At 58.3% G+C, this 21,391-nt stretch carries 14 protein-coding genes and 1 pseudogene; 9 read left to right on the forward strand and 6 right to left on the reverse strand.

The genetic code is table 11. From position 1 onward, the window contains the following. From ehuD to EOB36_RS21670, 3 genes and pseudogenes are all read left to right on the forward strand, one after another. The coding region (ehuD, locus tag EOB36_RS21660) for an ectoine/hydroxyectoine ABC transporter permease subunit EhuD (RefSeq protein WP_348631812.1) at positions 1 to 700 on the forward strand (700 nt) is incomplete at its 5' end. Between the two features lies 1 nt (position 701). Next, complete coding sequence (ehuA, locus tag EOB36_RS21665) at positions 702 to 1,514, forward strand: ectoine/hydroxyectoine ABC transporter ATP-binding protein EhuA (RefSeq protein ID WP_128285649.1); 813 nt, start codon at positions 702 to 704, stop codon at positions 1,512 to 1,514. A 489-nt stretch (positions 1,515 to 2,003) separates the two neighbouring features. Continuing rightward, positions 2,004 to 2,345: pseudogene (locus tag EOB36_RS21670) on the forward strand (transposase); the annotation flags it as partial. Between the two features lie 259 nt (positions 2,346 to 2,604). Here EOB36_RS21670 and EOB36_RS21675 read toward each other — a convergent pair. The 5 genes from EOB36_RS21675 to EOB36_RS21695 form a co-directional block, all read right to left on the reverse strand. Further along, positions 2,605 to 2,880 (reverse strand): hypothetical protein, encoded by a 276-nt coding sequence (locus EOB36_RS21675; RefSeq protein WP_128285650.1) that lies wholly within the window; start codon positions 2,878 to 2,880, stop codon positions 2,605 to 2,607. Positions 2,881 to 2,912: 32 nt separating this feature from the next. Beyond that, the gene (locus tag EOB36_RS21680) at positions 2,913 to 4,091 is read right to left on the reverse strand and encodes a M24 family metallopeptidase (RefSeq protein ID WP_128285651.1); all 1,179 of its coding nucleotides are present in this window, start codon (positions 4,089 to 4,091) and stop codon (positions 2,913 to 2,915) included. A gap of 123 nt (positions 4,092 to 4,214) precedes the next feature. Then, positions 4,215 to 5,288 (reverse strand): GlxA family transcriptional regulator, encoded by a 1,074-nt coding sequence (locus EOB36_RS21685; RefSeq protein ID WP_128285652.1) that lies wholly within the window; start codon positions 5,286 to 5,288, stop codon positions 4,215 to 4,217. Positions 5,289 to 5,535: 247 nt separating this feature from the next. Then, the gene (locus EOB36_RS21690) at positions 5,536 to 6,933 is read right to left on the reverse strand and encodes an aspartate aminotransferase family protein (protein ID WP_126057683.1); all 1,398 of its coding nucleotides are present in this window, start codon (positions 6,931 to 6,933) and stop codon (positions 5,536 to 5,538) included. 12 nt (positions 6,934 to 6,945) lie between these two features. Continuing rightward, positions 6,946 to 8,424, reverse strand: a complete 1,479-nt coding sequence (locus tag EOB36_RS21695; RefSeq protein WP_128285653.1) for an NAD-dependent succinate-semialdehyde dehydrogenase — start codon at positions 8,422 to 8,424, stop codon at positions 6,946 to 6,948. Positions 8,425 to 9,085: 661 nt separating this feature from the next. On the opposite strand from EOB36_RS21695, the gene EOB36_RS21700 reads away from it, so the two are divergent. The 6 genes from EOB36_RS21700 to EOB36_RS21725 all read left to right on the forward strand — a co-directional run bounded on the left by EOB36_RS21700 (position 9,086) and on the right by EOB36_RS21725 (position 19,489). After that, on the forward strand, positions 9,086 to 10,048 hold the full coding sequence (locus EOB36_RS21700; protein WP_128285654.1) for a CoA ester lyase: 963 nt from the start codon (positions 9,086 to 9,088) through the stop codon (positions 10,046 to 10,048). A gap of 17 nt (positions 10,049 to 10,065) precedes the next feature. Beyond that, on the forward strand, positions 10,066 to 11,250 hold the full coding sequence (locus EOB36_RS21705) for a malate--CoA ligase subunit beta (protein WP_128285655.1): 1,185 nt from the start codon (positions 10,066 to 10,068) through the stop codon (positions 11,248 to 11,250). An 11-nt stretch (positions 11,251 to 11,261) separates the two neighbouring features. Beyond that, positions 11,262 to 12,161 carry a succinate--CoA ligase subunit alpha gene (gene sucD / locus EOB36_RS21710; RefSeq protein WP_128285656.1) on the forward strand — a complete coding sequence of 300 codons (900 nt, stop codon included), beginning with the start codon at positions 11,262 to 11,264 and terminating at the stop codon, positions 12,159 to 12,161. A 738-nt stretch (positions 12,162 to 12,899) separates the two neighbouring features. Continuing rightward, the gene (locus EOB36_RS21715) at positions 12,900 to 14,081 is read left to right on the forward strand and encodes a Xaa-Pro peptidase family protein (RefSeq protein WP_128285657.1); all 1,182 of its coding nucleotides are present in this window, start codon (positions 12,900 to 12,902) and stop codon (positions 14,079 to 14,081) included. A gap of 1,266 nt (positions 14,082 to 15,347) precedes the next feature. Beyond that, positions 15,348 to 17,822 carry an FAD-dependent oxidoreductase gene (locus tag EOB36_RS21720; protein ID WP_128285658.1) on the forward strand — a complete coding sequence of 825 codons (2,475 nt, stop codon included), beginning with the start codon at positions 15,348 to 15,350 and terminating at the stop codon, positions 17,820 to 17,822. Between the two features lie 206 nt (positions 17,823 to 18,028). After that, positions 18,029 to 19,489, forward strand: a complete 1,461-nt coding sequence (locus EOB36_RS21725) for an aspartate ammonia-lyase (RefSeq protein WP_128285659.1) — start codon at positions 18,029 to 18,031, stop codon at positions 19,487 to 19,489. A gap of 258 nt (positions 19,490 to 19,747) precedes the next feature. On the opposite strand, the gene purF is transcribed toward EOB36_RS21725, so the two are convergent. Further along, the gene (purF, locus tag EOB36_RS21730) at positions 19,748 to 21,196 is read right to left on the reverse strand and encodes an amidophosphoribosyltransferase (protein ID WP_128285660.1); all 1,449 of its coding nucleotides are present in this window, start codon (positions 21,194 to 21,196) and stop codon (positions 19,748 to 19,750) included. Positions 21,197 to 21,391 lie beyond the last annotated feature (195 nt).

The raw sequence follows: 21,391 nt of genomic DNA on the forward strand, positions 1-21,391 counted from the left end.
AACGCTTGGTTGCCCGGAGGCTTGGAAGGGCATGACATTCAACTGGCGCTGGGACTTTACGTGGGAGATCCTGCCACAGTTGTTGTGGGCTACCCTCAACACGTTGATTGCGGCCGGGGTCGGGTATGCAATTGCTCTGGTCGGTGGCCTGCTGCTCGCTCTTGCACAACGCACAAAGTGGCCCGCACTGACATTTGTCGTCAGGGAGCTGATTGAATTCATCCGGTCCACGCCCTTGGTCCTGCAGATTTTCTTTGTTTTCTACGTCGGACCCCAGTTCGGGATTTTCCTGTCGCCCTGGATATCCGGCATTTTTGCGATCGGTCTGCACTATTCGGCCTATCTCTCAGAGGTTTACCGCGCAGGGCTCAATTCCGTGGCTCCCGGGCAATGGGAGGTGTGCCGTGCGCTGAACATGTCCCCCCGCGTCACCTATGTACGCATCATCATCCCGCAGGCGCTTGCGCCTGCGGTGCCAGGCCTCGGCAACTACCTAGTGGGCATCCTCAAGGACACGCCCATGCTGTCGGTAATTGGTGTCATGGAGCTAATGCACACGGCCAACGCGTTAGGGTCCGAGAACTACAGGTATCTGGAACCTTTTACATTGGTTGGCCTGATTTTCCTCTTGATCTCGCTTCCGACGGCCGGACTCGTCAGGATGTTCGAACGACGGCTGCGGCTGAGACTAGGACTGTAAAATGAGCAATACCGACTATCCCCTTGAACTGCCGGAGCATGACCGCCCCATGGTCCGGTTCATGAACGTCAGCAAGAGCTACGGAAGGCTCAACGTCATCAGCCACCTCGATTTTGACGTGGCCGAAGGAGAGATGGTTACCATTATAGGACCCTCAGGGTCCGGGAAGACCACGGTGTTGCGAGCCCTTATGACACTCGAAGCTATCAATGGCGGCGTGATATACGTCGACGGCAAGCCGCTGACACACATGCCCCGCGATGGGGTCCTTGTGCCGGCAGACGAGCGATACCAGCGGAAGATTCGCTCCTCGATCGGGATGTGTTTCCAGCACTTCAACCTGTTTCCGCATATGACCGCGATCCAGAACTGCATGGAAGGCCCAGTCCAGGTACTGGGGCTTTCGAGGAAAGAGGCGCTTGAGCGATCCGAAGAGCTCCTGAAAATGGTGGGTATGATCGACAAGCGCGACCAGCATCCTTCCCGTCTATCAGGGGGACAACAACAGCGCGTCGCCATAGCCCGCGCGTTGGCGATGCGGCCAAAGGTGATGCTTTTCGACGAAGTCACTTCCGCCCTCGACCCCGAAGTCATCGGCGAGGTGACACATGTCATTCGAAAGCTAGTCGCCGAGCACAATCTAACCATGATCATGGTCACCCATCAGATGGGTTTTGCTCGCGACATCTCTGACCGCGTGTGCTTCTTTTATGGCGGCTCGATAGAGGAGCAGGCGCCCCCGCAGACATTGTTCACCAGCCCACAGCGCGACCGCACAAAGCAGTTCCTTTCTGCCGTCAAGGAAGCGGTTTGAAAGATCCGCATTGAGTCTTCGTCCCCAATTCCATGGCCTTGACCCGCTGAGGGACTACGGCCATGGAGCGTTCCGACTTTACTTTTAAGCCCCGTCCCAACCGGTCAGTGAAGTATTGGCCTCTAGAGGCTTTGGTGGATCGAGGCGCCGTTCCTCTCGTTGCCCGAAGTGTTGCTGGGCGATGGCCAGTCAGTCTGGCAACTAGCGCTTTGCGCGACATCCGTCGCGAAAGGACCGCTGCTGTCCACTCCGCCCATTTTCTTGCTGGGCAAAAATTTATCTCTGCATGCCCCCACTTCGGAGCTTGCTACGGCGGAGACGCCTTAAGGGTCTGACGTTCTAAGTGCATCCGATAGCGAGACCATCTTGTCGTAAGATGAATCCGATCGGTAAACTGAATTTGACATAGAACCTCAGAGCAGTGAACGTACCGGTGTTCAATTCTTGCCTAGGTTCGCATTATCAAGACTAACTAGGACTGAAGCTTGAATGACAGCACCCCTCTCCAAGAGCCTGCGCGAGCGGATCGTATTTGCGATTGAAGCTGGCGAGAGCTGCCGGTCGGTCGCGGCTCGTTTTGGGATTGCAGTTTCTTCCGCCGCTAAATGGTCGCAGCGCTACCGAAGGAGCGGTTCTATCGAGCCTCGCAAGATGGGTGGCCACCGAAAGCGCGTTCTGGAACCTCACCGGGATTTCATCCAGGAGCGAATTGACAAGGCGCCGCATTTGACACTGCATCAGTTGAAAGCAGAGCTTGAGGCACACGGTGTGAAAGTCTCACATGACACTGTTTGGCAATTCCTGCGCCGTGAGGGGCTAAGCTTCCAAAGGTGGACAGGCTCCGCGCCAATTTCGCGTGGCGACGCCAAAGCCGAGCCCGAGCAGACGCCGCATACTTGAGGGGGTTATGCCGGGACCCGATGCAGAGTCATTCTTGTCGGTGATGGGTGAGCTTGATAGCGCTTCAGGCTCTTTCATGATGTATCGCTCGACGGAACACCGCTGTCGTCGTGGCGCTCCCATGAAGAACCCGGCCCATAGCGCATCCCGGATTCGGAGGACAAGCCGCATCAAAACCTGGATCAAACGTCTAGCGTCGGTTGCCAGAAACCTGGGCGTCGCCCTTCCCAAGTTGATCGAACCCGCCGCTACGCCGGTCGTTCGCGCGCGGGCACGCTGCAAGAAGCTGAACGTACGCCAAAAGGCCGGTACCGGCAGCCGCGACGGCTTCGACGGCAATACCGAAGCGGGCCTCTGCCTCATGCCGCTGAACCGGCTTCTTCGAACACTGATTTCGAAGGCCGGCGCATCGCTCTCTTTGCTCGACGGTTGCCGAATTGCGATGGAGTTGGCGCCGTTCGATCATCCGCGTTCCAGCGCGGGATCCATCATTGCCGTTCAGTGTTTGACATGGATCTCTCGCGGGAAGCTGGTCAGAGTTTCGCAGCCGTCAGCGGTTACGAGGATGGTTTCGCTCACTTCGATCCCCCAGCCGTCCATCCACATGCCGAGGATTGAATGAAGGACATTGCCTGGCTTCAGGATTGTCTTATCCCCTTGGCGCAGGCTAATCGTGTGCTCGCCCCAGTCTGGCGGATAGGCCGCGCCGATCGAATAGCCAATGCGGGATTCCTTCTTCAGGCCGTAGCTCTGGATGACCTTGCGCCAGCTCGCCTCGATGTCCTCCGCCAAGACGCCAGGCCTGATGGTCGAAAGCACGGCCTCCATGCCTTCGAGCACGGCCTTGCCGGTGTCGCCGACCTTGGCTGGCATGGCGCCCAGCTGAAGCGTCCGCGCCAGACCGGCGGCATAGCGACGAACGACGCCGGCCAGCTCGAGCGCGACGGTTTCGTTGTGGCCAAAGCGACGATCGCTCCACATGATATGTGGCGCCGATGCATTTTCGCCGCCCAGTATGGTCGGCGGCAAGGCGGTGATGTCGCCGGCGAAATCCGGCGATCCAGCTACCTGAGCGGCCTGGATTTTGGCGATGGCGTCGCACTCGCGAACGCCTGGCGCTATCACCTCATAAGCCGCGGTGACCGCCGCCTCGGCAAGACGCGAGGCTTTGCGTAGGTAGCCGATCTCGGCCTCCGATTTGACGCTGCGGATCCAGTTCACCAGAAGGTCAGCATCGTGAAAGATTGCGTTGGGCAGCCCAGCGGTCAGCCGCGCATGCGCCTTGGGGGAATAGTAGTAGGCTTCAAGCTCGATGCCGATATTGCCGCGCCCCCAGCCCTTCCTGTCGATCCAGGCGGCAATCCAGTCCATCGGATGACGGTCGGTGCGCTGGACATGATCTTCGGGAAAGCCGACGATGTTCTCGGGCTTCATCCAAGCTGTCAGCAACCCGCCGACGGCATCCATGGCGCGACCGATCCAGACCGGCTCCTCGTCGGCGAGCCGGACCAGGACCATTTGCGGCGTGTAAAACGACCAGCCGTCATAGCCGGTGATGTAATGTTGGTTGGCGACATCGTTGACGATCAGAAGATCGAGGTTGCGGCGCACCATTTCCGCGCGGATAGCGGAAAGCCTGCTGCGGTATTCGTCGGGGTGGAATGATAATGGTATCATGTTGAGAAAATCCTCTTCTATCGCGCTCGAGCCCGGTTTCGAACCTTACAATCGACAAGAGCTCATCGACGTGAGCCCATCACCAACACCAGCGTCATAACTGATCTTCACAGAATAACTCTGCTAGTGGCAGTTAGGCACCCTTTCGTAACTTAGCCTCTGATCGATTTTCCTGATTCTATTTTCTTCCGGCGCGCTCGAGCGCGCTTTTTTTCGTTGGTGCACTGGCAGTCGTGATTGATGCGGCGCGCACCCGTAAGCATCGCGGTACGCTTTTGAGAAATGCGATGCGGAGATAAAGCCGCAAGCCATCGCTATCTCAACGACCGGCAGGCGGGAACTGATGAGCAGCAGATGCGCCCGTTCCAGACGAAGATCCAAATAATAACGGCTTGGAGAACATCCCAGTTCCCGCCTAAACAGCCGCTCGATTTGACGTCGGGAAAGGCCGGCTGATCGTACAAGTTCGTCTAACAGCAATGGCTCCGTGAGGTTGGCCTCCATCTCCTCGATTATCTTGATGACCGCCCGATGGTTTAGTTGCACTCGTGAATGGAGCGGCAATCGTTGGCGGTCACCGGCTGAACGGGTCCTACACGCGATAGCTTTTTCACAAATACGATTGACCACTATCGTCCCATGGTGACGGTCAACCAAATCTAGAAACATGTCGAAGGGAGCGTCTCCCCCGGCGCAGGTGTACAGGTCTCCATCCCGCTCAAAGGCGGTTTGAGTGGCTGACACACCCAGAAAGCGCTCAGAGAATATAGGAAACTGTTCCCAGTGAACCGCGCAACGCCGCCCTTCTGCAACACCGGCACGAGCAAGCGCAATCGTTCCGCTACTTATGCCTACGAGACAACTGCGGTGGTTTCTGCACTCTCGTAACCAGGCTTCAAGCTGTTTGTGCGAGCTAGGAGCATTACGGCCGCCGACGACGACGACGGTCGGTGCTGAGATTGATCGACGAGTTCTTTCACGTTCGAACGACAACGACGATGCAGCGCATACCAACAACCCGCAACTTGAGACCACAGGCCCCCCGTCGTCCGAAACGACCTGCCAGCTATACACGTCCCGCCCCAACACTTCGTTGGCGAGCCTTAGCGCCTCTACTGCCGACGAGAACGCCTGGAGCGAAAAGGCAGGCAGGAGGTAAAAGCAAAAATTTCGGCAGGTCGACTGCGAGTCTAGCACCCGGGAGTTCCTTTTCTGCTAGCCTGATCTCTCGTTCGTGAAACGGCCATGTGCAAAACTGCGCGACCGGCTTTGGCATTTGGATTGGCGCTGAGCCACCACATTCGGGTGCCGAGGATTCTCCCGGTAAGTGTCCATTGATCTTCGCTAGCGTCGCCACCGGTGAACCGCTCAGGAGGCTGAACCTGCCTAAGGCAAACATCAGGGCGTCTGGCGCCGCAGGTTCGGCTGTCGCCCGCCTCAGACGCTAAGCCCCCTCTCTCGTGAGCTCATCCATAACGAAACGCACTGCACTCTCAGCGATGCCAATGATCTCTTCCACTTCAGACTTGGTTGTCACCAAAGGCGGAGCGAAGCCGAGGATGTCACCATGCGGCATGGCGCGGACGATCAGGCCGCGGTCGCGTGCTGCCTTCGAAATGCGTGCACCGACCTTCAGCGACGGATCGAAACGTTTCTTCTTGCCGCGATCGGCAACGAATTCGATTGCAGCCATTAGACCGACGCCGCGCACTTCGCCGACGATCGGCAACTGCGCGAACTTCTCCTGCAGCTGCGCCTGGAAGAACGCGCCGACGTCACGGGCATTGCCGGGAAGGTCTTCTTTCTCGACGATGTCGAGGACCGCGTTGGCCGCGGCAGCCCCGATCGGATGGCCTGAATATGTATATCCGTGCGAGAATGCCCCGACCTTGTCCGCCCCGTCCTCCAGGACCTTGTAGACTTTTTCACCGACAATTGCCGCGGAAAGCGGGAAATAGGCCGAAGTTAGACCTTTTGCGATCGTGATGAGGTCTGGCTCGATGCCGTAGTGCTGCGAGCCGAACATGGAGCCAGTACGGCCAAAGCCGGTTATAACTTCATCAGCAATGAGCAGCACGTCGTGCTTCTTGAGCACGGCCTGGATTGCTTGCCAGTAGCCTTCCGGCGGAGGCGTGATGCCGCCGGTGCCGAGCACCGGCTCGCCGATGAAGCCCCCCACGTTGTCTGGCCCCAGCCGCTCGATCAGCTGATCAAGTTCCTCGCCGCGCCGCGCTGAAAATTCCAGTTCGGTCTCGCCCGGGGTTGCACCCCAGTAATGATGCGGAACACCGGTGTGAACAATCTGCGGAAGCGGCAGGTCCATGTGGTCGTGATAAAAGCTCATGCCGGTCATCGAGCCGGACACGACGCTGCAGCCGTGATAGCCGCGTTCACGCGAGATGATCTTCTTCTTGGTCGGCTTACCGCGGAGATTATTATAATACCAGACGAGCTTGGCCTGCGTCTCGTTGGCGTCCGAGCCGGACATCCCGTAGAACACCTTGCTCATCTTGCCCGGCGCCATCTTCACGAGGCGATCGGAAAGGATTGCGAGCTCGTCGGTCGTGTGGGCGGCGTAGGAATGATAGTAGGCCAGACGGAAAGCCTGGCGGGAAATCGCTTCGGCGACCTCGGTGCGGCCGTAACCGACATTGACGCAATAAAGGCCGGCGAATCCGTCGATCAGCTGGTTGCCATGCGCATCTTGAATGCGAATGCCTTTGCCTGTCTCAACGATGGTCGGCTCGCCGAGCTTGCCGGTGGCAAAATCCTTGAGCTGTGTGAAAGGATGCAGGACAGCATTTCTATCCTTCTCGCTGATGTCCTTGATGTTGATACTCATGCGTCTGTCCCTTCAGTTTGCCGTATTACCGATGCACACGTATTTGGCTTCCAGATATTCGGCGAGACCATGCCTTGAGCCCTCGCGGCCGAGCCCGGATTGTTTCCATCCGCCAAAGGGTATGGGAGCGCCGGTGAATTTCGGGGTGTTAACGGCGACCATGCCGTATTCCAACTGATCGGTTAGCCGCATGGCGCGATTCAGATCTCTTGTGTAAACGTAAGCCGCAAGGCCCATTTCCGAGTTGTTGGCTCGTGCAAGCACTTCCGCCTCCTCATCGAACGGAAGGACTGCCGCCACCGGCCCAAAGGTCTCTTCCTTCGCCACCAGCATGTCGTCCGTGACATCGGCGAGAACAGTCGGGGTAACGAAGTTGCCCCCGAGAAGACTATCCTCTCCACCAACAACGATGCGAGCCCCGGAACAAAGAGCTTCGGACACCTGCCGTCTGCACTTTTCGGCGACGGATGGTCTGGTCATTGGGCCAATATCGACGCCGGGTTCGAATCCGTGCCCGACTTTCAGTTTACCGGTGGCCTTCGCGAATTCTTCCACGAAGCGCTCATAGTTGCCTCGCTGAACATAGATCCTATTGGCTGCCAGGCAGTCCTGACCGGATGTGGCAAATTTGGCTGCTATGCATCCAGCTACGGCTGTTTCCATGGGGGCATCATCGAAAATGATAAAAGGAGCATTGCCGCCGAGCTCAAGCGAAGCCTTCTTCACGGTTTTTGCCGACTGCTCGAGCAGGATCCGACCGACCTCCGTCGAGCCCGTGAAGGAGAATGCCCGCACATCTCTATGATCCAATAGCCGTTTTGCGAGTGGGGCAGCCTCTCCCGTGATCACCTGAAACACGCCAGCCGGGATTCCTGCCTCCTCGGCAAGGCGGGCAAGCGCCAGAGCGGACAAGGGCGTTTCCGGGGCTGGCTTCACAATCATCGTGCAGCCCGCAGCCAAAGCGGCTCCTGCTTTCCTGGTGATCATCGCCGACGGAAAGTTCCAAGGCGTGATAGCGACCGTCACTCCGACCGGCTGCATCTGCACGGAGAGCCGGCTGCCCGCAAGATGGCTCGGAATGGTCTCGCCATATGCTCGCTCACCCTCTGCCGCAAACCAGTCAAGAAAGCTGGCGGCATATAAAATTTCACCGTGCGCCTCGGTTAATGGTTTGCCTTGTTCAGCGGTCATGATGGTGGAAAGGTCTTCCGCATTCTCGCGAATACCGGCGGCCCATCTCCGCAGACATGCGCCCCGTTCCCAAGGAAGAACATTGCGCCAATGTTCAAACGCAGTCCTCGCGAAGCTGACCGCGTCATCTACATCAGACACCTCACAGGCAGCCACGTGAGCCAAGTCCTGGCCAGTAGCCGGGTCAACCACCAAGATCGTCTCAGCCTTGGAGAGCCAAGCTCCATTCACATAGGCGCACTTTTGTAGGAGGTCCTGCCTTTTGAGCTCCTTTAACGCGGCAGTTGCTGTGCCTTTCATTACTAACCTCACAATCGACCGTTCATTTCCGGCAAAATAGCCGTGCAACTGCGGCGATTGGCAGCGCGATCGAGGGCCACCAAGGCGTTCTCCTGCGAATAAGGCCATGCGACTGAGGTTTTTCGCCGTTTGATCTCTGTCGGCTATGGGCAAGGTTCAGCAAGGAAAGATGACATTGTCACCTGTGGCCATCCACGATCACACTCAGCCTCGAGGGGCGGCGAACGGTAAGTTGCAGTCGGCCACGCTAAGCGGACCTTTTGCGGGGCTGACACTTCGGCTTCGCAGTATACCTTAGGATTGTAATGGGCTTCGAAAGGTGGGGAAGTGTGATTGTAGGATCGGTGACCTGGTGGGGAGATCTTGTGCTTAGATCGCCACTGCGGTTTGTGAAAACAGATTGGGGCAAATCCCAAAAATCACACTAAATCGAAAATCTTCTTGCCGAAGATATTTCTGCTGCGCTCCCAATGGGTGGCAACCGCTTCCCAGGCGACGAAAGAACCAGGGAAGAGGATTTGCTGCGCGAGCGGCCGCAAATATGCAGATCTTGTGCGGCGTCACCGGCTGGGCAGCACAACCCCAGCGTCCAAGGCGTGCTAGCCTGTGAAGAACACAAAAGGACTTGGAAAAGCAACAGCCCGATGCTGGGGAGCCCACGATGAGCCACACGATCAACCACCTGAAGAAACTGAGGCTGCAGCGCAGCGAGTTGGCTGTTCCCGGCTCCAGTCCGGAGATGATCGACAAGGCGGCGAACAGCGCCGCCGACTTCGTATTCCTCGACATCGAGGATGCGGTCGCCCCGCCTGACAAGGAACGCGCCCGCAAAAACATCATCCAGGCGCTCAACGACATCGACTGGCGCGCCAAGGGCAAGACCGTCTCGGTGCGCATCAACGGCCTCGATACCCATTACATGTATCGCGACGTGGTCGACGTCATGGAACAGGCCGGCGACCGCCTGGACACCATCCTGGTGCCGAAGGTGGGCGTTCCAGCGGATCTCTACATGGTCGAGGCCATGGTCAACCAGATCGAGATGGCTAAAGGTTTCAAGACCCGTGTCGGTCTAGAAGCGCTGATCGAGACCGCGCTCGGCATGGCCAATGTCGAGGCGATCGCCGCCACGCCGGGCCGGCTGGAAGCCATGCATTTCGGCGTTGCCGACTATGCCGCCAGCAACAAGGCGCGCACCGTCAACATCGGCGGCCTCAACCCCGATTATCCCGGTGACCAGTGGCATTTCGCTTTGTCGCGCATGACGGTCGCCTGCCGCGCCTACGGCCTGCGCGCCATTGACGGACCGTTCGGCGATTTCTCCGATCCCGAAGGCTACAAGGGAGCCGCAAGGCGCGCCGCAGCACTTGGCATCGAAGGCAAATGGGCGATCCATCCCTCGCAGATCGCGCTCGCCAACGACGTCTTCTCGCCACCGGAAAAAGAGGTCAGCCGCGCCAGGCGCATCCTCGAAGTGCTGAAAGAGGCCGAGGCGCAGGGCAAGGGAGCGGCAGCCCTCGACGGCAAGATGATCGACGCCGCGTCGGAGCGCATGGCCAGGAACGTATTGGCGGTTAACGAGGCGATCGAGCGCGCCGGCCAGGCGCATATGGCGGCGCAGTAAAATACCGGGAGGACATGATGGACATCCACGAATACCAGGCCAAGGAACTGCTTGCCCGTCATGGCGTGCATGTGCCGCGCGGCGGGCTGGCCTACAGTCCGGAGCAGGCAACATACCGTGCCAGCGAGATCGGCGGCGGCAAATGGGTGGTCAAGGCGCAGATCCATTCCGGTGCGCGCGGCAAGGCCGGCGGCATCCGCATCTGCTCGTCCGACCAGGAAGTGTCCGATGCGGCCGAGGCGATGCTGGGCAGGAAGCTGGTGACGCATCAGACGGGGCCGCGCGGCAAGTTGGTGTCGCGGCTCTATGTCGAAGAGACCGTCGACATTGGCCAGGAAATCTATCTCGCCTTTGTTCTCGACCGTAAAGCCGAGCGGGTGATGATCGTCGCGTCTGCGTCCGGCGGCATGGAGATCGAAGAGATCGCCGAAAAGCAGCCAGATTCAATCATTCGCGCGACAGTCGACCCTGGCGCGGGAATGCAGCACTATCAGGCGCGCGAGATCGCCTTCGGGCTTGGTCTCGAAAACAACCTAATTGGCAAGGCGACCGAAACCCTGCTTGGTTGCTACCGCGTGTTTCGCGACTACGACGCCTCGATGCTAGAGATCAATCCGCTGGTCGTCACGCGTGACGGTAATCTGATGGCACTGGACGCCAAGATGTCGTTCGATGAGAACGCGCTGTTTCGTCGTCCCCAAATTTCCGAACTGCGCGACAAGTCGCAGGAGGATCCGCGCGAAACCTTTGCCAGCGACCGTGGCCTGTCCTATGTCGGCCTCGACGGCAATATCGGCTGCATCATCAATGGCGCCGGTCTCGCCATGGCGACAATGGACATGATCAAGATCGCCGGCGGCGAACCGGCCAACTTCCTCGACATCGGCGGCGGCGCCTCGCCCGAGCGGGTGGCGAAATCGTTCCGCGCCGTCCTTGGGGACAAGAATGTCAAGACCATCCTGGTCAACATCTTCGCCGGCATCAACCGCTGCGACTGGGTCGCCGAGGGCGTTGTCAAGGCAATCCGCGAAGTCGGCGTCAACGTGCCGTTGGTGGTGCGGTTGGCAGGCACCAAGGTCGAGGAAGGGCGCCGCATCCTGGCCGATTCCGGCGAGTCGGTGATCGTCGCCGAAACGCTTGCCGAAGCCGCCGAAAAGGCCGTCGCCGCCTGGCGCGCGGCCACAATGAAAAAAACAGGCTGAGGGGACGAAAGATGGCAATTCTGCTCAACCGGGACACCCGCGCAATCGTGCAGGGATTTACCGGCAAGATCGGCAGTTTTCACGCTGAAGACATGAAGCGTTACGGCACTAATGTGGTCGGCGGCGTTACACCCGGCAAGGGCGGCCAGACACATCTTGGCCTGCCGGTGTTCAACACCGTCAAGGGCGCGGTGCGCGAAACCGGAGCCGATGCGAGCATCGTCTTCGTGCCGCCGCCCTTCGCAGCCGACTCGATCATGGAGGCGGCGGACGCCGGCATCAAGTTCTGCGTTTGCATCACCGACGGCATTCCTTCTCAGGACATGATGCGGGTGAAGCGATACATGCGGCGCTACCGCTTCGAGGATCGCATGCGGCTGATCGGGCCCAATTGCGCCGGCATCATCACGCCCGGCCAGGCGCTGATGGGCATCATGCCCGGCAGCATCTATCTTCCCGGCCGCGTCGGCATCGTCGGCCGCTCCGGAACGCTGGGCTACGAGGCGGCCTCGCAGATGAAGGCGCTGGGCATCGGCGTGTCGACCAGCGTCGGCATCGGCGGCGACCCGATCAACGGCTCGTCCTTCAAGGACATCCTGGAACTGTTCGAGCAGGACGACGATACCGACGCCGTGGTGATGATCGGCGAGATCGGCGGCCCACAGGAAGCCGAAGCCGCGCTCTGGGGGCGCGACAATATGCGGAAGCCCTTGATCGCCTACATCGCCGGCCTTTCCGCGCCGAAGGGCCGCCGCATGGGCCATGCCGGTGCAATCATCTCCGCCTTCGGCGAGTCGGCTCAAGAGAAGGTCGAGATCCTCAAGGAAGCCGGCGTCATCATCGTGCCGACGCCGGCTTCGTTCGGCGAGGTCGTGGCCGGCGTAATGGCCGATCGGACGAAGGCCGCATAGAGCAACATGCCGGTCAATTTGAGGACCGGGTAAAAGGAGCCGCTTGGTCGCATCGTGTCCAAGACGACGAAGCTTGCAAATTAGCGCGACTTTCGGCGGCGTTTCGGACAAATGATGTCGCGGCCCGCGTCTTGCGAAAGCCAAGTTGCGGGGCGTCTTTAGCAGATTGGACAGTGAATGAATGAAACCACGTCGTTGTGGGTCAGCACGTCACCGCTACCTGTCATGCCAAGCGGGCTGTGGCATGGGGTGGCGTAGTAGCTCGGTATTGGGATGCTAAAATCGGGGATTGTCTCCGCCGCCAATGCCCTACAAGGGGCCATGCGCAACGCCGCTTTGCCTAGGCGGTTTCACGACGGCCTTCGGGCAGGATATTTGCACGGCCGTGGTCCGTCCCAGGTGGTCCATCTGGTCTGGATGACGCCAGCTTGCCTGTACTGCAGCGTTCTCCAGAAGAGCCCCGCCCTCGGCGTCGCTCTTCCGTGGATCAAGCGGCAGGTCACATTTCCACCGTTGTCCGGCTATTTCAAAAGGCCGCAGCCCTGCGGACATGCGCCGAGCCCCTTTCCCAAGGGGAGGTGAAGCTGCGCACGGAGCCCAAATAACGCAGGTTTTCTGCGATTGGACGAAGAGGTCCGCGCGAAGCAGGCCTCTGAAGCATGCTAGGTTTGGACCAGCACGGATTGGGCGGGAATGCTTTGTCCGGTCAGCCAACCTAGGTTTAGAGGACGATTACAAATGGACTTTGAGAAACCCTTTCAGCCGGCGGAGTATGGACGCCGTATCCAAGACGTGAAGAGACGGATGGAGGAAGCAGGATTCGACCTGCTAATCTGCCAAGACCCCGCAAATATGTGCTGGCTGACCGGCTATGACGCCTGGTCCTTCTACACGCCTCAAGTGGTTCTATTGCATCTGAAGTCGGACTCGCCGGTGTGGATCGGACGGCTGGTTGACGTAAACGGCGCTCGTGCAACGACGAACCTGGCTGCTGAGGATATCATCAACTTCTCCGATGACCGGCTCCATCACGTGGAACTGCATCCCTACGACGAAGTCAGCGAAATCATAAAATCCCGCGGTTGGGGATCCGATCGCATAGGGGTCGAGCTCGATGCGCATTTTTATACAGCGCGGGCGCATCAGCACCTTGTCAACGGCCTTCCAAATGCAAAGTTCTCTGACAGCCGCGGCCTCGTTAATTGGGCCCGACTGGTCAAATCCGACGCCGAACTTGTCTACATGAGGGAAGCGGGTCGGATTGTCAGCCACACCATGCGCCAGGCGATCAATAATCTGAAACCAGGAGTTCCTGAATACGAAATCGTCGCTCAGATTTATGCTGATCAGACAAGAGGCGTTGATGGGAAGTACGGTGATTATACAAGCCTCTGTCCATTGATACAGGTTGACGAGAAGACGAACGCTCCACACCTCACATGGTCGGACAAGCCCCTGCCAAAGTCGGGGCTGGTTCTCCTGGAGATTGGAGCGGCCAGGCGCCACTATCACGCGCCTCTGACGCGTACGGTCTATATGGGAAAGCCACCTAAGGAGGCCCAGCACCTCGCCAATGCCATTATTGAAGGTGGCGACGCTGTTCTTGAAATGGCAAAGCCGGGTGTAATCGTCGACGAACTGAACACCGTTTGGCTGAGCGTTCTGAACCGCCACGGGTACGTCAAAAAAGGCCGTTCCGGCTACTCAATCGGCATGAATTTTCCGCCAGACTGGGGCGAGCGTACTGTGAGCATTCGCGCCGGCGAAAAGACCGTGCTCCAGGCTGGCATGTGCTTCCATTTCCAATCAGGAGTGAGGCCTCCTGCCTTCGGAGCCGCAATCTCGGAGTCGTTTGTTGTTACCGAAAAGGGTGGCGAGCGGCTAGCCGACGTCGCACGAGAGTTGATAGTCGTAGACTAGCTGAAAGCTTTTAGGCAGCCGGATTGGGAAGGTGGCCGAAGTGCTTCGCTTCCCAATCCGTTAACTTTTCATCTTACCCGGAAGAGCGCTGAGTTTACCTGTCGGGCAACTATCAGTATTCCGGCCACTCATAACCCATTCAATGCCACAGATCTTTCGCAATCGACGCGAGATCGTGCCCACGGAAGGGTGTAGCTGAGGACTTGGTCGCCGCGCGCTCTGGCATGCAGCCGGCGTATCAGCCCACAGCCGGCAGGCCCATAAGCGGATCATGGCTCATCTGGCCTAACAAGCTCCTTCATCGCCATGAGCAGGAGCAGCGCACCTGCGAGGCGGACTATGGCATCTCCTTGGAGAAGAAGCCGCCGACCATTGTCTTCCGCTTGATCTAGCCGGTGAGCCGATCGTTGGTACTATGCAGCTTCGCGCGGCAGGCGTGATGGCGCTGAGGACTTCACCGGATCTGGTCAGCAGCGGCCGCTATTAGTCGTTCCCGCCAACCTCCCGCACGACTGCGGTCAGCGTCTTTAAGAGGGAAGTAGGAGCCCTCCGCAGCTTGGGATGCGCAAGCTCGAGGGTGCCGACGCGCGTCTCACAGTCGCGCTCGGGACAGCCGTGGCACTGGGCAAGCGCGGGTTCTTTTCGCCGGGGGGCGGTCGGTGAGGGCGGAGTTCGCCTTCAGCTTCCTCGGCCGCTCGGCGGCAAAGGCGACCACGTCGCGCAGGATATGGGGGTTGGGGTCTTCTCTCCGGGCATGCCCAGGTTCATCATTTTGTTGGCTGTCGATGGTTTCCTCGAGCAGTTTGTGTCGGCAACCTACATGATGCAGCCGCAATCCACTCGCTAGCCACAGCGCTATCGAGGGACCAGCCGCGAAGGACGCGGCCATCGCCTGAGCTCGTGTAGGCGCGCGACCCAGCCGTGGGTCAAGGGTCGCTATCTGAGAGATGGCGCAGTTTACCATCTGGGTGCTCGGACACGCTTTGGAAGTGTTCGCAATCGGACCAACCCTGACTTCATCAGCGCCGCCCGTTCTCCCGCGCAATAATTCAGCGCCCAACCGAAGAATACGCAGAATGACACCGCTTTTGCGGCACAATTAGCGCGATCTACGCGAGCTTCGCCCCTTATTCTGCTGGAAAGTGACTGACTCATGATCATAAGGCCGGAAATGGCGCGGAAGCGGCCCGCATAAGCTCAACATGGCCGAACTCGTCGAAACACCTTGCCGCTGCCAGTTCCGAGTGAAACCGAACAAGGATACATATGATTACGAATCCGCCTTTCCGTCCTCGTGAAACAGCGACTCGCCACCACGAGATCCTCATAGTTGGTGGAGGGATCGCGGGAGCAAGTGTTGCCTTTCACCTTGCAAGGAACGGTAAGAAGGACGTCGCACTCTTGGAGCGCAACAGTCTTACGTCCGGTACAACTTGGCACGCTGCGGGTTTGATCATGCAGACGCGTGGGACACACGCACTGACGGAGATCGCAAAATACAATGCTGAACTTTACTCCGCGCTGGAGGCCGAGACTGGCCAAGCTACCGGATTCAAGCGAAATGGCACGCTTGGGGTCGCCAGAACCAAGGAACGCCTATACGAAACTGCACGCAACGCCTCGATCGCCAAAAGTTTTGGCCTTGAGGCCAACATGATCTCGCCTAGCGAGGCGAAAAAACTCTATCCAGCGCTCAACGCGTCAATCATCGAAGGCGCAGTCTTTATCCCTGGTGACGGCCAAACCAATCCTGTCGACACATGCATGGCGTTAGCTCTTGGTGCCAAAAAGAACGGCGTAAAAATTTCCGAAAACGCAGAAGTCACAGACCTCTGGCGTACCGCAGACGGACGCTACCAAGTTCGGACTAACGACGGAGTTGTTGAAGCTGAAATTCTCGTGCTTGCGTGTGGGCTTTGGACCAGAGAACTTGCGTCGAAGTTAGGTGCACGAATTCCGATTTACGCGGCAGAGCACTTTTATGTAGTGACCGAAGCCATGGATTTTGTGACGCCCACCTTGCCAGTGCTACGCGACACCGACGGGCATGTGTATCTCAAGGAAGATACAGGAAAGCTCTTGGTTGGTGCCTTCGAGCCTTGGGGAAAACCTTTGCCGATGGGGAAGCTTCCGAAGGAAACGGCGTACATCGAGCTTCCTGAAGATTGGGACCACTTTGAGCTACCGATGACCAAAGCGATAGAGATTGTTCCTGATCTTGCGAACTGCGGCATTGCAAAGTTTTTCAATGGTCCTGAAAGTTTCACCCCTGACCTTCTGTTCATGATTGGTGAAGTTCCTGGATCGAAAAATCTTTTTGTTTCGACAGGTTATAATTCAGAGGGCATTGAATACGGCGCGGGAGCCGGACGAGCTCTGGCAGAGTGGATCATTGCCGGTGAGCCTCAGATGGATATCAGCTTCGTGGATGTCGCCCGTTTCCATCCCTTCCAGATCAATAAACGATATTTGCACGATCGCACAGCCGAAGTGTTGGGTCTTCACTATAAAATGCACTGGCCGGCTTACCAGTCTGAGACATCCCGAGGTGTCCGCAAAAGCGCTCTTCACGACCGGTGGGCGAGGCTTGGAGCTAGCTTTGGCGAAGGAATGGGATGGGAGCGTCCCATGTGGTTCGCGGGGGAGGGGGAATCGACTAAAAACGTCTACTCCTACGACGAGCCGAACTGGTTCAAATATACCAGTCAGGAGTGCAAGGCTGCCCGCAACAATGCCATCTTGCTGGACCAAAGCTCTTTCGGAAAACACTTGGTTCAGGGTCGCGATGCGTGCCGTTTCCTTCAGTGGCTTTGCGCCGGCAACGTGGATGTACCTGTGGGAAAGCTGGTATACACCCACATGCTCAATGAAAAGGGCGGGATAGAGACGGACATCACTGTAAACCGATTGTCGCAGACAGAGTTCCTAATCATCTCGTCAGCGACCGTCCATCCTCGGGATAAGGCCTGGATAACAAAACACATTACTGACGAATGGAATGTCACGGTCACCGATCTCACGTCTGGGTACGCGGTCCTGTCATTGCAAGGCCCGCGATCGCGCGAGATCCTATCGCAGGTAACCGACACAGATCTGGCGAATTCGGCGTTCCCATTCGCTACCAGTCAGGAAATCGATATCGGATATGCTCGTGTGATAGCCAACAGGCTGACTTATGTCGGAGAACTTGGCTGGGAGCTTCATATTCCAACCGAGATGGCACAGCACGTGTTTGATGTTGTTTGGGAGGCCGGCCAGGCGTATGGCCTCAAGGCTGCAGGGTACCACGCGCTTGAACATCTGCGGTCCGAGCGCGCCTACCGAGAATACCAGCTCGATCTAACACCAGTTGATACGTTGCTTGAAGCGGGGTTAGGATTTACAGTGGACTGGAATAAAGAAGGCGGCTTTATAGGAAAAGGCGCGTTGACGTCCCAGAAAAATTCCGGACCGCTTAAAAAACGACTGGTATCATTCAAGCTTCGCGATCCGAAGCCTGTCCTCTTTCATGAAGAGCTTATCCGCTGTGACGGGAGGATTGTCGGATATATTTCGTCCGGCGTGAAGAGCTTTACGATCGGAACGTCAATCGGAATGGGATATGTAAACCACCCCGCTGGTGTCACGAAGGACCTGATTGAAAACAGTCGATGGGAAATCGAGATCGCCGGCAAACTCTATGAATGCGACGCGTCGCTCCGGGCGTTTTTCGATCCAAACGGCGATCGGGCTAAACAATAGGGCGTGCGCCACCATGGAGGCGGAGCGAGCTGGTTCTCTTCTGTCCCCCGGAGGGATCCGCTCCGCAACTACTTCGAAGCCCGGAGGCCCACTTTCCTTGTGGCCTATTGGACCGCTCGGCCCGCGGAGCTATGACGAGGCTTCGATGAGCTCCGAGTTGGAGGCTTCCAACTGACGTGCGCCTCCGAGCCAACTGCGCCAGCGCAATGACTGAGGTAATCGTGGTGACGAAGGCTCCAGAAATAGAGCGCATCGAGAAAGATCCGCTTGGCCCTGTAAGCATCCCGGTCGATGCCTATTATGGCCCGCAAACGGCTCGGGGCATCGCTAACTTCCCGATTTCTGGTATCCGGATCAGCCATTTTCCGAACTTCATCAAGTCGCTTGCCTACGTGAAAATGGCAGCGGCACGCGCCAACGCGGCGCTCGGCGATCTGGACAAGCAAAAGGCCGATGTCATCTGCCAGGTCTGCGAAGAAATCGCGGCCGGCAGGCATCTCAGCCATTTCCCGCTCGATGTGTTTCAAGGCGGCGCAGGCACCTCGACCAACATGAACATCAATGAAGTGATCGCCAACCGCGGCCTGGAAATCATGGGACTGCCACGCGGACAATATGACCAACTGCATCCCAATAACGACGTCAACTTCGCTCAATCGACAAACGATGTTTATCCTACAGCGATCCGTCTTGCGATCCTTCTTTCACGCGGCGCATTGCAACGAGCTTTGGAGCAACTCGCGAGTGAGTTGGAGGGCAAGGCGGAAAACTTTTCGGACGTGATCAAACTGGGCCGCACGCAGTTGCAAGACGCAGTTCCGATGACGCTTGGCCAGGAGTTTCAGGCTTTCGCGACCACACTGCGGGAAGATGTGGCCCGTCTCGGTGAGATTGGCGCTTTCTTCCATGAAATCAATCTCGGTGGAACGGCGATTGGCACCGGCATCAATACGAACCCCGGCTATCAGGCGGCAGCTGTCGCCGAGTTGCGCGCGATTTCCGGCCTGCCCGTTATCCCGGCCGGAAATCTGATCGAAGCCTGCTGGGATACCGGTGCCTTCGTGCTCTTCTCGGGAATGCTGAAGCGGACGGCCACGAAACTCTCGAAGATATGTAACGATCTGCGGCTGCTTTCCAGCGGCCCGCGTGGGGGGCTGAACGAAATCAATTTGCCAGCGCTTCAGCCCGGCTCGTCGATCATGCCCGGAAAGGTCAATCCTGTAGTGCCGGAGGTGGTCAATCAGGTCGCCTTTCAGATCATCGGTTACGATCTCACAATCACACTCGCCTCCGAAGCGGGACAGCTGCAGCTGAACGTCATGGAGCCGGTGATCGCCTACAATTTACTGCACTCGCTTGAGCTTCTGACCAATGCCATCGATGTTCTGCGCACGAAGTGCGTCGTGGGCATTACCGCCAATGCAGAGACTTGCCGCAGACATCTCGAAGCCAGCACCGCCGTGGCAACAGCTCTGACGCCCGCAATCGGGTATGATCGGGCGGCGGAGCTTGCAAAGCTAGTCTTGTCCTCCGGTAAAACGATCCGCGAAGTTCTGGCCGAGCAGCCGGACCTTTCGGAGGAGCTCATCGCACAGGCCGCCGATCCGCATCTTTTGACCCGCCCCATGCGATCGCGACCGGCTTCACAACAGCGGGCCGAAGATTGATCGACTGATGTGCGCAGCGGCGCTGTGCCCTGACACCGACCCTGCATCTGTCGGCGAGCTGTGTTCGAACATGCACGGACCAGGGTTCGCTCACAGGTGGTGCGGTCTTCGGGCTTAAGCTGGATCGAAGGACTCTTCCGCAGTAAGCTGCATGGTTCCGGCCGAGTTCAACGTTACCGGGCCAGGTTGCCCTTTGGCTGACCACCCTTCATCTTCCGAGCAGGCAGTCCCTCGGGGTTCATACTGACCACCAAAGATTCACTGTCCGCCTGCGGCCAAAGCCGACGAAGCCCGGTCGAGCAGGCGGGTCGGATACTCGGCAGTGAAGCAGGCGTCGCAGAATTGAGGCTGTTTGTTCTCACGGGCCGTTTCGCCGAGAGCTCGATAAAGCCCGTCGATCGACACGAAGCCGAGCGAATCGACACGGATAAATTTTGCCATTTCCTCGATCGACATGCGCGACGCTAAAAGTTTCGCCGTCTCGGGCGTGTCGACGCCGTAGAAGCATGAGGAGCGGGTCGGCGGCGAAGCGACGCGCATATGCACTTCCTTCGCGCCGGCATCGCGTAGCAACTGTACGATCTTCTGGCTGGTTGTGCCTCGCACTACGGAATCGTCGACCAGCACGATCCGCTTATCCTCGATCATCCGGCGATTGGCATTGTGCTTCAGCTTGACGCCCATGTGGCGGATGGAATCGGTCGGCTGGATGAAGGTGCGGCCAACATAGTGGTTGCGAATGATGCCGAGCTCGAAGGGCAGGCCGGCGGCTTGGGCAAAGCCGATCGCGGCCGGCGTGCCGCCGTCAGGCACAGGCACTACGATATCGGCATCGACCGGGTTCTCGATGGCGAGCTCGGCGCCAATCTTCTTTCGCACTTCATAGACGTTGCGGCCCTCGACCGACGAATCCGGACGAGAGAAATAGACATACTCGAAAATGCAGAACCGCGGTTTCTGCGTTTTGAACGGGAACAGGCTCTCCACTCCCTCAGCGGTGACAATGACCATCTCGCCAGGCTTCAGGTCTCGAACAAAGCGCGCACCGATGATGTCGAGCGCGCAGGTCTCTGAGGCCAGGATCCAGGCACCGTCAAGTTCGCCGAGTACCAGCGGCCGGATCCCGAGCGCGTCGCGGCAGCCGATCATTATTGTGGAGGAGAGTGCTACCAATGAGAATGCGCCCTCCAGTTGGCGAACCGCATCTATGAAGCGCGAATTGACGTGCTTCCCGCTGCTGGTTGCGATGAGATGCAGGATCGTTTCGGTGTCGGAGGTCGACGAGAAGATCGAACCCTGCTTCTGCAGCGTACGCTGCAGCGTCATCGCATTGGTGATGTTGCCGTTGTGGGCGATGGCAAAGCCGCCGTCGGCCAACTCGGCGAAGAAAGGCTGTACGTTGCTCAGCCCGGTTCCGCCCGCGGTGGCGTAGCGGGTGTGGCCGATGGCGAGTGTGCCCTTCAGCCGGTCGAGGACCGCCTGCTTGGTAAAGGTGTCGCCGATCAGGCCGACATGACGTTCGACGTGGAACTGCGTGCCGTCATGGGAGACAATGCCCGCCGCCTCCTGGCCTCGGTGCTGCAGGGCATGCAAGCCGAGGGTGACGATAGTGGCCGCATCCAAGGGGCCAAAGACTCCGAATATGCCGCATTCATCATGAAAATGATCATCGGCCTCCGCAGAGAAGAGTTCATCTGCCTCAAACATTTGTCATGATCATTATCGTAAGCACAAGATGAGGTAAGCGGTCGTCTTCGCCTGAACCGGACCATGACGGCGCGGATGTCGGCTGCGAAGTCCCCAGCCGACATCCGTCCCAACGCGCCAGCCTCTTGCCGCAACGGAGGTCAGAGATGATCATCCGGCATCGGCGGGATTATATGTAAGTGGCTCGATAGGGCT

The organism is Mesorhizobium sp. M6A.T.Cr.TU.017.01.1.1, assembly GCF_004023115.1.
GTDB classification, from domain to species: Bacteria; Pseudomonadota; Alphaproteobacteria; order Rhizobiales; family Rhizobiaceae; genus Mesorhizobium; species Mesorhizobium mediterraneum.

Excerpts from the sequence above, each read along its gene's own strand:
- purF (WP_128285660.1), bottom strand. The coding sequence starts at position 21,196 with ATGTTTGAGGCAGATGAACTCTTCTCTGCGGAGGCCGATGATCATTTT.
- EOB36_RS21695 (WP_128285653.1), bottom strand. The coding sequence starts at position 8,424 with ATGAAAGGCACAGCAACTGCCGCGTTAAAGGAGCTCAAAAGGCAGGAC.
- EOB36_RS21675 (WP_128285650.1), bottom strand. The coding sequence starts at position 2,880 with ATGATCGAACGGCGCCAACTCCATCGCAATTCGGCAACCGTCGAGCAA.
- EOB36_RS21725 (WP_128285659.1), top strand. The coding sequence starts at position 18,029 with ATGACTGAGGTAATCGTGGTGACGAAGGCTCCAGAAATAGAGCGCATC.
- EOB36_RS21720 (WP_128285658.1), top strand. The coding sequence starts at position 15,348 with ATGATTACGAATCCGCCTTTCCGTCCTCGTGAAACAGCGACTCGCCAC.
- sucD (WP_128285656.1), top strand. The coding sequence starts at position 11,262 with ATGGCAATTCTGCTCAACCGGGACACCCGCGCAATCGTGCAGGGATTT.
- EOB36_RS21700 (WP_128285654.1), top strand. The coding sequence starts at position 9,086 with ATGAGCCACACGATCAACCACCTGAAGAAACTGAGGCTGCAGCGCAGC.
- EOB36_RS21705 (WP_128285655.1), top strand. The coding sequence starts at position 10,066 with ATGGACATCCACGAATACCAGGCCAAGGAACTGCTTGCCCGTCATGGC.
- EOB36_RS21680 (WP_128285651.1), bottom strand. The coding sequence starts at position 4,091 with ATGATACCATTATCATTCCACCCCGACGAATACCGCAGCAGGCTTTCC.
- EOB36_RS21715 (WP_128285657.1), top strand. The coding sequence starts at position 12,900 with ATGGACTTTGAGAAACCCTTTCAGCCGGCGGAGTATGGACGCCGTATC.
- EOB36_RS21690 (WP_126057683.1), bottom strand. The coding sequence starts at position 6,933 with ATGAGTATCAACATCAAGGACATCAGCGAGAAGGATAGAAATGCTGTC.
- ehuA (WP_128285649.1), top strand. The coding sequence starts at position 702 with ATGAGCAATACCGACTATCCCCTTGAACTGCCGGAGCATGACCGCCCC.